Source organism: Bacillus cereus group sp. MYBK222-1 (genome assembly GCF_051916425.1).
GTDB classification, from domain to species: Bacteria; Bacillota; Bacilli; order Bacillales; family Bacillaceae_G; genus Bacillus_A; species Bacillus_A paranthracis.
In genome coordinates, this window is sequence record NZ_JBQAGP010000017.1 from 1 (window position 1) to 8,641 (window position 8,641).

Genomic DNA, 8,641 nt, shown 5'->3' on the forward strand with positions numbered 1-8,641 from the left:
ATAAGAGCAAGCTCTTAATCCATTCGCTCGACTTGCATGTATTAGGCACGCCGCCAGCGTTCATCCTGAGCCAGGATCAAACTCTCCAATAAAGTTAGTTTGTCTAGCATCATAAAATAAAAATTGACGTTTCACGTTGTTTGTTTCGTTCAGTTTTCAAAGAACTTGTCTGCCGCTCATTTGCGACTTCCTTATGTTAACATCTTCGTTAGTTAATGTCAACTAAGTTTTTTATTTCGTTTGTCGCTTTCGACGTTATTGTCATCGGCGACTTGTTCTATATTACACTTCTGTACTCTAATCGTCAATACTTTTTATCCTTTTTATTTTATAAATTATAAAGTTTTTTATACTCCTTCCCTAAAGATTAATAAACTAGTGTAGTCATTTTTATAATCGACAGTTTCTACTTTATAAAGAATGAATATCAAGCCACACAAATATATATTAAAAGTAGCTTTTTTATTTCGGTTACATTCACAATTATCTCCTACCACTTCTCTCTAGGAATTATAAATACATCCTACATTTACTAAAATCTAATTACATTAGGAGGCGTTATGAAATGCATGCTAATAAGAAAATCATTTATGTATCCCATGATGCCCATTTCCACGGAGCACAGCTGCTTTCTTTACATACTATTAAAGCCCTTAAAGAAAACTTTCATTACTCCGTCGCAATTATTTCTATTGGAACCGGTATTTTAATCCGCGATTTTCAAAAGTATGGTCCTGTTTATTGCCTAGAGGAAGACTACCCAACGGAAGAAAAAGTCGAATTATTAATAAAGAAGTTATTATTAAAAGACTATACCATCGCCATATGTAGTACCGTCATAAGTGGTGATATAGTTGCATTACTAGCTAAACATAATATTAAAGTTATTTCATTAATACATGAATTGCCGCATTTAATACAACAGTACTCTGCTGAGGGAAAAGCAAGAAACATTGCCCAATCTGCTCACAAAATTGTCTTCCCTTCACAATACGTGTATGAAAAATTCCGTACAATCACCCAATTAGATCATCAAAAATGCCACATTCTCCCTCAGGGCTTGTTCAACCATAATCCTTATAAGAAAAATATTGCACAAGCGAGAAGCAATTTACGAAAAAAGCACAATCTGCCTCTCGATAGCAAAATCATCTTGGGGGTAGGTTTCGCTGATCATCGAAAAGGAATAGATTTATTCTCACTTATTGCTTACTCAGTAAGAAAGATGCATACGAATATTCATTTTATCTGGGTTGGGAAAACAGATGTTCATTTTTTTAATACAATCTCCCCAAGATATACAGCACATTTCACATTAGTGGATCCAACTCCAGATATCGGTTTATATAACGCCGGTGCTGATTTATATTTATTAACTTCAAGAGAAGATCCTTTTCCAAACGTAGTTTTAGAAGCATTAGATACAAAAGTCCCTGTTATAGGGTTCAAAAACGCTGGAGGTTTTGAAGATGTTGTTACGGAACAAACCGGCGCATTAGTAGACTATTTAAACTTACCTATGATGCTGGAAAGAATATATGAACTTATCGGGAATGAAGATTTACGATTACAAAAAGGGACCTTTGGCCAAGAACTTATTGAAAGAGATTTCAACTTTCTTGATTACGTTTATCAATTATTAAACTTGCTTGAGCATAATTATAAAAAAATAAGCGTCATTGTACCGAACTATAATTACGAAAAATACTTACCGGAACGAGTTAAATCAATATTAAATCAAACCTATCCCCTTTACGAACTAATTTTCCTAGACGATGCCTCTACTGACAATAGCGTATCTATATTTGAAAAGCTGCTCTCAAATGAAAATAAACACCACCTGAAAGTTCAGCAGATTATTAATGATAAAAATTCTGGTTCTGTATTTAAACAATGGATAAAAGGTGTCTCTGCAGCAACCGGTGATTATATTTGGATTGCTGAGGCCGATGACTTATGTGATCAGACATTTTTAGAAGAAGTAATACAAGGGTTTCATATAGATAGTGATGTTGCCTTAAGCTACACACAATCAAAACAAATAGATGAACAAGGAAATATCTTGGCCAATCATTATTTGAATTACACAAATGATATCGATAAGGAAAAATGGCAGAGTTCTTATATCCGAAAAGGGATAGATGAAATACAAGATACGTTATTTATCAAAAACACCATACCTAATGTCTCAAGTGTAGTTTTTAAAAACATAGATATAAAAACAATAGCAAAACAATTGCGAAAGTTTAAAATAGCTGGTGATTGGTTTTTCTATGTTTCTCTCCTTAAAGAGGGGAACATTTATTTTAATCCAAAACCTCTAAACTATCATAGACGACATACAAATAGCGTAACAAGAACAGAAGATTCATATTCCCATTACAGTGAAGTTGTACAAATGCAGAATTTCATTAAAGACACCTTTACTATCGACGACATTTCAAAAAAGAAAATGTATGCATATAGAAAGTACCTTGAAACATATTTGAAGGTTTAATTATATATTTTCTTTATCATCAGTAGCTCTTTTAAGACATTACTATTATTTAAGGGGTGTTACTCTTTGAAAGAATTTATAGCGGCAAATAAACATTTGATTTCTCAAATTGCACAAAAATACAATGTAAGTGCAAATATCCACCCAGAGGATCATATCTTTCAATTCCTTGTCACAAATCCAGTCTTTCCATCTAAAAAAGAAGCAATAGATTATTATTTTAAAGATGGAAAAAAATCAGCAGAAACACTCTTAGATTTAATTACTTCCTTTTATCCTCCTGTAGACACTCCAATTCAATTATTAGAATTCGCATCCGGATATGGCTGCGTAACACGTCATTTATTAAATCAGCAAATGAACTTAAGTATAACTACTTGCGATATACACGAAGAGGCTATTACTTTTATTAAAAACACATTACATACTTCATCTCTATTATCTCACCCTGAACCAGAACAAGTAAAATTAGCCTCGTCTACGTATGATATCGTTTTTTGTCTATCCTTTTTTTCTCATATGCCTGATACAACTTGGTTTCGTTGGCTTCAGACATTGTATAACGCTGTTTCCCCTGGCGGCTTATTCATTTTCACAACTCATGGATATCAAAGTAAAAAGTACTTCGGCTTTCCCGCTTTAAATGAACGGGGTTATTGGTTTCTTCCCTCTAGCGAACAACTCGATTTAGATGTTCATCAATATGGGCAAACGATCGTTAGCCCCTCTTACGTATGTGACAAAATTAAATTATTACCTTATAATCCTATTATCAAAAAATACACTGAAGGTTTTTGGTGGGAACATCAAGATCTTTGGGTAATAAAAAAAGAAATAAAATAATAAACCACGCTCTACTTATACAGAAGTAGGGCATGGCTTATTATTTTTTACTATATAAGAACTCTTCAATCCATAGCTTATTTAATCTAATTCCACTTTTGAAATCCACTTTCGGTTCCCAATTACATTCTCGTCTTACTCTATCTATATTTAAAATGATTTTTTGAACGTTTTCTTGCTTTTGTTTATAGCAGATAAAGTCCACTTTTCTTTCCGTTAATTTCTCCAATTCTACTATAATTCGTTTTAAAGAGAGACCCTTTCCGCTGCCTATATTATACACACAAAATTTCAAGTGATTTAATTGCGATAGTTGTATAGTAACTTCCACTAAATCATCGATATAAATATAATCTCGAATAATTTCTTGTGGATTCCCATATATATTAATCTTTTCATTACTGAGATGCTGATACAAAAAACAATTTATTGCTCCAACTTTCTTTAACGGGTTTTGATATTTTCCATACGGATTAGAATATCTACATACAACATAGTCCATTCCATATTTTTTCTTATAAAAGTACAAATAATTTTCAAGCGACACCTTTGTTATTCCATAAGGAGAAAGTGGTTTTAATGGATGTTCCTCATCAATAGGCAGATATTCCGGTTCACCATAAACTGTGCCTCCAGAAGATGCTAATACGATTTTTTTAATGGGGAAATTTTTAGCACTTTCCATGAAATTAAGAAAAAAAAGGCTACTGTTTATATCTCCGAAAACATCTTCAATTGAAGTTGTTACATTAGACGTTGCAGCTAAATAAATAATAATATCCACATTCACTAAGGCTTTATATATATCTTCAACATTTGCTAAATCACCTTTAATAAATTCAACCTCACTTATAATATTTTGAGGAAAATTATTTATATGTCTGGAAAATACTTTTACATTTTGGCCTTTTTTCAATAAACCTAATGCGAGGTTAATACCAATGAAACTATTTCCACCTACTATTAAATAATTATTCTTCCGCATAATATCCTCTCTAGTAATAAGATTTTTGCTTATCTCACCTAGAAATACAAATAAATAAACTTAGTCAATTCTATTATTGAGTCTCTTATAATTGTATGCCCCTTATAAATTTTCATTATCTTTATTTTATATTTTCCCTTTAGAATCACTACCTTATTTAAGCCGTCCGAAAAAACATTCATAATATTTACTCATTCCTATGAATATATTGGATTAGTAAAAGCTTTCTCCTTCTCCATAAATAAAACTTTCAAAAAGGAGCACTACATGTATGAAGAATGTAAATCAAGAGCTTTTAAATCATGTAATTCTACATAAAGATCGAATCCCACATTTCCATAAAGACTTTCCCCTTATACTATTCTGGAGCCATAGAAGCGGATGCACTACTTTAGCTAATTGGTTCTTTTTTCAAATCGGATTGTTTAATGAAGCAAAGAAATACCATGACTTTATTCATTACTATGAATTCTGGGTATATAAAAACAACACCAACTACATACCAGAGTTACAAAATGGGCTTCTAACAGCAGAAAAAGCTGTTTGTAAACTTGTACGAAATCCCTATACAAGGGCCGTCAGCTCATTTTTATTACTTGCTGACAATCCATATGCAATTCCTCAATGGGAAAGTATCCGCCAGTATTTATATAATGACAAATATAGTAACCGAGGAATATCATTTAAACAATTTTTATATTACGTTCGAGCATTAGGTCCCAATTCCGTAGCAATGGACATACATTTTAGTCAGCAATACGTTCCGGGTGAAGAAAATTTCATCCAACACTATATTCCTTTAGAAGATTTTAATACACAAATCACCAAAATAGAACATACGTACGATTTAGTTAAATCTAATTTAGCGCTACTTACAAATTCAGATCATCATCGCTCTCATAAAATGATGTATACAGGAAGCTATGCAGAGCTCAGCATTACAGATGCCGCCTTCCCTCGCTTTCCGACATATAAAAGTTTTTATGATGAAGAAACAATGGCATTAGTTACAGAAATATATGCACAAGACTTTGAAATGTATCCGTACACAAAAGGGATATTTTAAATTGATACACTCTTCAATGAATAAAAGCGAATGTATCGCATAGCATAAATTGAAACTTTAATTAGAGAGGGGTTCTCCCCTGCTAATTATTCCCTTCTACCAATTTTACTGTTATAGATTCCCTAAATTTCACCTACCCTCTTTGAATTCACTAATTATTGACGCATGTGCCATATACATTTTTTACACAGGAGTGATGTCATGTGGAAGGTAATTTGAAACATAATAACGGATATTGTGTTATTTGTGAGAAGGAAACTACATTTATAGAGCATAACGATTGGCTTAGAGATCACTACTTATGTTCTACATGCCACTCTATACCAAGGCAGCGAGCTTTAATTCATGTTTTAAATACATTTTTTCCGAAATGGGGTTCCTATCATATTCACGAATCCTCACCTGGGGGGATTACAACTCAACTACTAATAAAAAACTGCAAAAACTATACATACTCTCAATACTTTAAAAACTATCCTCTCGGCCAATACTTTCAAGGGATTAGATGCGAGAACTTAGAAAACATGACTTTTCAAAATGAATCTTTTGATTTGTTCATTACTCAAGATGTCTTTGAACATGTAATGGAACCAAACAAAGCCTTTAAAGAAATAGAGCGTGTATTAAAGCCTGGCGGTGCTCATGTGTTTACTGTCCCTTGGTACCACACACTTCCCAAAACTTTGCAAAGGGCAAGAATCAATGAGGGTGGAATTGAGTATATTGAAGAGCCAATTTATCACGGAAATCCTATTGATGAGAATGGGTCTTTAGTAACATTTGATTGGGGCCAAGATATGATTGAATATATTTATACACATGCAAATATGTATACCCTAGTTTATTTACAAAAGGATAAATCACTAGGCTTAGATGCTGAATTTTTACATGTTTTTATTAGTAGAAAACAAGAAAATGATTTTTAGGCACCATATAATTTGGAGGTTAACAAATGGATGACTTTAAGTTAGGAAGTGATTTTGATAACCTTGTTAGCCCGCTTTCTGATGTTGAACTTCTTCATCTATTTATACAAAGTTGCTCACAAACAAAGATAAATGGTATCCCAGTACCTATGTTCCCCCCTGAAGAAATTCAACAACAGTTTGTAGGTGCTTCCTGTGAACATGCTCTTTATGAAGCATATTTGTTTTATAGACTTGTAAAAACATATGCCCATAATTTAGGCGTTCCCTTGAATAAAGAACGGAAAATTTTAGACTTTGGTTGTGGCTGGGGAAGAATTATACGCTTTTTTTTCAAAGATGTTCGCGATGAAAATTTACTTGGGATTGATGTAGATCCAGCAATGATTAATATTTGCAATGAAACGTTAGGAAGAGGAATATATATAACCGCCAATCCACAACCTCCTGTAGAATTTATTAGTGACAATTCATTGGACATCATATTCGCTTATTCTGTATTCTCACATTTATCCGAAGAAACTGCAGAACATTGGATAAAGGAATTTTCAAGAATTCTTCGTCCAGGTGGAATCTTCATCGCCACGACACAAGCGCGCTATTTTCTCGATTTTTGTCAACAATTTAAGGAACACCCTGAATTAATTCAGACAGGATGGCATAAAACTTTATCTCAAGCTTTTCCAGATATAAATCGTGCCATCTCGGATTATGAAAGCGGCAATTTCGTCCACAGCCCTACGGGAGCTGGAGACGTTAGAAATAGTAGCTTCTACGGGGAAACCATTATACCTAGAACTTATATTAAAAACCACTATGAGAAGTATTTAAAGCTGCGGGACTTTTTCGATGATGCAAACCGATTACCCCAAGCCCTATTTGTTCTCCAAAAAGATTAACTCTTTTCGCTCATTGTATAATGAAGATCATTTTATATTTCAGCCGTATATATTAAATCATTAAAGATTTCCATATCAAGCAAACTGTACAAAAAAATTCATTATGGGGCATAAACAGAGTAAGTAAATAACGGTTCTCATGCTTTAACTAGATTCGAAAAATCAAAAATAACTTCCCACCACTTGAACTACGAAGCACATAAGGGGGATATATCTTGAAAATAATTGCTTTTTACTTACCACAGTTTCATCAAATAAAAGAAAATGACCGATGGTGGGGAAAAGGTTTTACTGAATGGACAAATACTAAAAGTGCACGACCTTTATTTTCAGGACATTATCAACCTAGAGAACCTTATCAAGATTTTTATTACGACTTAACCACCCCATCCGTAAGAAAATGGCAAGCAGAAATTGCCAAAGCACACGGCATATATGGTTTTTGTTATTACCATTACTGGTTTAAAGGGAAGAGGCTATTGGAGAGACCATTTAATGAGGTACTTCAGATGGGCGAACCAGATTTTCCATTTTGCCTATCTTGGGCAAATGAACCATGGACAAAAACTTGGGATGGTCTTGATAGTCACATATTAATGCCTCAAAATTACGGAGGGTTATCGGATTGGAAAGAACACTTTGATTATTTATTACAAGCTTTCCAAGATGAGAGGTATATCCGTATAGATAATAAACCACTATTCATTATTTATCGTCCTGGGCATATACCTAATTGTGAGCAAATGCTTAACTACTGGAATACACTCGCACAAGAAAATGGTTTGGCAGGTATATACTTTGTAGAAACATTAAACAGCTTCCCACTTCCTAATATAAATGGGTTCGATGCTAGCATTCAATTCGAGCCTTTTTATACAATTGCTCATGATAGCTCTTCAGACATAAATAAAACAATATATGAGTCTGGTAAACAAATAAACGCTTGGGATTATGATAAAGTTTGGATGTATATACTAAAGCGGTCTCCTCCAGAGAAAAAAACATTTCCCGGTGCCTTTGTTGACTGGGACAACACAGCACGCCGCAAAGATTTAAATAGCAGCATTTTCGTAGGCTCTACTCCTGAGAAGTTCACGATATATTTAAGTAAGCAAATCCAGCGCACCTATTCTCTTTACAACAGCGAGTTTTTATTTATTAATGCGTGGAATGAATGGGCAGAAGGTACTTACTTAGAACCAGATAAAAGGCATGGCTTTGCCTATTTAGAAGGAGTTAAACAAGCAATTAACAGAGGCATGAAAACATACAAAAAAGACGAGTCATTCTGACTCGTCTTAAGCTTGCTTGGCAACGTCCTACTCTCACAGGGACAAGGTCCCAACTACCATCGGCGCTAGAGAGCTTAACTTCCGTGTTCGGTATGGGAACGGGTGTGACCTCTCTGCCATCATCACCAAACTA

Annotated in this window: 7 protein-coding genes and 2 rRNA genes; 6 read left to right on the forward strand and 3 right to left on the reverse strand. The window is 33.8% G+C overall.

Annotated elements, in window-relative coordinates; translation table 11 throughout:
- Positions 1 to 92 (reverse strand): 16S ribosomal RNA (locus ACTFR9_RS27355); the annotation flags it as partial.
- Positions 93 to 565: 473 nt separating this feature from the next.
- On the opposite strand from ACTFR9_RS27355, the gene ACTFR9_RS27360 reads away from it, so the two are divergent.
- Together ACTFR9_RS27360 and ACTFR9_RS27365 are read left to right on the forward strand one after the other, a co-directional pair.
- Positions 566 to 2,497: a glycosyltransferase gene (locus tag ACTFR9_RS27360; RefSeq protein ID WP_000543170.1), complete on the forward strand. Its 1,932-nt coding sequence runs from the start codon at positions 566 to 568 to the stop codon at positions 2,495 to 2,497.
- 66 nt (positions 2,498 to 2,563) lie between these two features.
- Positions 2,564 to 3,340: a class I SAM-dependent methyltransferase gene (locus ACTFR9_RS27365; RefSeq protein ID WP_074533328.1), complete on the forward strand. Its 777-nt coding sequence runs from the start codon at positions 2,564 to 2,566 to the stop codon at positions 3,338 to 3,340.
- A 40-nt stretch (positions 3,341 to 3,380) separates the two neighbouring features.
- Here ACTFR9_RS27365 and ACTFR9_RS27370 read toward each other — a convergent pair whose 3' ends face one another.
- The gene (locus tag ACTFR9_RS27370) at positions 3,381 to 4,325 is read right to left on the reverse strand and encodes an NAD-dependent epimerase/dehydratase family protein (RefSeq protein WP_001230823.1); all 945 of its coding nucleotides are present in this window, start codon (positions 4,323 to 4,325) and stop codon (positions 3,381 to 3,383) included.
- Positions 4,326 to 4,596: 271 nt separating this feature from the next.
- Here ACTFR9_RS27370 and ACTFR9_RS27375 point away from each other — a divergent pair, with 271 nt between their 5' ends.
- From ACTFR9_RS27375 to ACTFR9_RS27390, 4 genes are all read left to right on the forward strand, one after another.
- Positions 4,597 to 5,391 (forward strand): sulfotransferase family 2 domain-containing protein, encoded by a 795-nt coding sequence (locus ACTFR9_RS27375; protein WP_000800261.1) that lies wholly within the window; start codon positions 4,597 to 4,599, stop codon positions 5,389 to 5,391.
- A 203-nt stretch (positions 5,392 to 5,594) separates the two neighbouring features.
- Positions 5,595 to 6,317, forward strand: coding sequence for a class I SAM-dependent methyltransferase (locus ACTFR9_RS27380; RefSeq protein WP_000398929.1), 723 nt, complete (start codon positions 5,595 to 5,597; stop codon positions 6,315 to 6,317).
- Positions 6,318 to 6,343: 26 nt separating this feature from the next.
- Positions 6,344 to 7,216 (forward strand): class I SAM-dependent methyltransferase, encoded by an 873-nt coding sequence (locus ACTFR9_RS27385; protein ID WP_229136869.1) that lies wholly within the window; start codon positions 6,344 to 6,346, stop codon positions 7,214 to 7,216.
- Positions 7,217 to 7,431: 215 nt separating this feature from the next.
- Complete coding sequence (locus tag ACTFR9_RS27390) at positions 7,432 to 8,508, forward strand: glycosyltransferase WbsX family protein (protein WP_076856799.1); 1,077 nt, start codon at positions 7,432 to 7,434, stop codon at positions 8,506 to 8,508.
- 14 nt (positions 8,509 to 8,522) lie between these two features.
- On the opposite strand, the gene rrf is transcribed toward ACTFR9_RS27390, so the two are convergent.
- Positions 8,523 to 8,638 (reverse strand): 5S ribosomal RNA (rrf, locus tag ACTFR9_RS27395).
- Positions 8,639 to 8,641 lie beyond the last annotated feature (3 nt).

What these genes read in the sequence shown, in the direction of transcription:
- ACTFR9_RS27360 (WP_000543170.1), top strand. Translation starts at nt 566, where the DNA reads ATGCATGCTAATAAGAAAATCATTTATGTATCCCATGATGCCCATTTC.
- ACTFR9_RS27370 (WP_001230823.1), bottom strand. Translation starts at nt 4,325, where the DNA reads ATGCGGAAGAATAATTATTTAATAGTAGGTGGAAATAGTTTCATTGGT.
- ACTFR9_RS27375 (WP_000800261.1), top strand. Translation starts at nt 4,597, where the DNA reads ATGAAGAATGTAAATCAAGAGCTTTTAAATCATGTAATTCTACATAAA.
- ACTFR9_RS27385 (WP_229136869.1), top strand. Translation starts at nt 6,344, where the DNA reads ATGGATGACTTTAAGTTAGGAAGTGATTTTGATAACCTTGTTAGCCCG.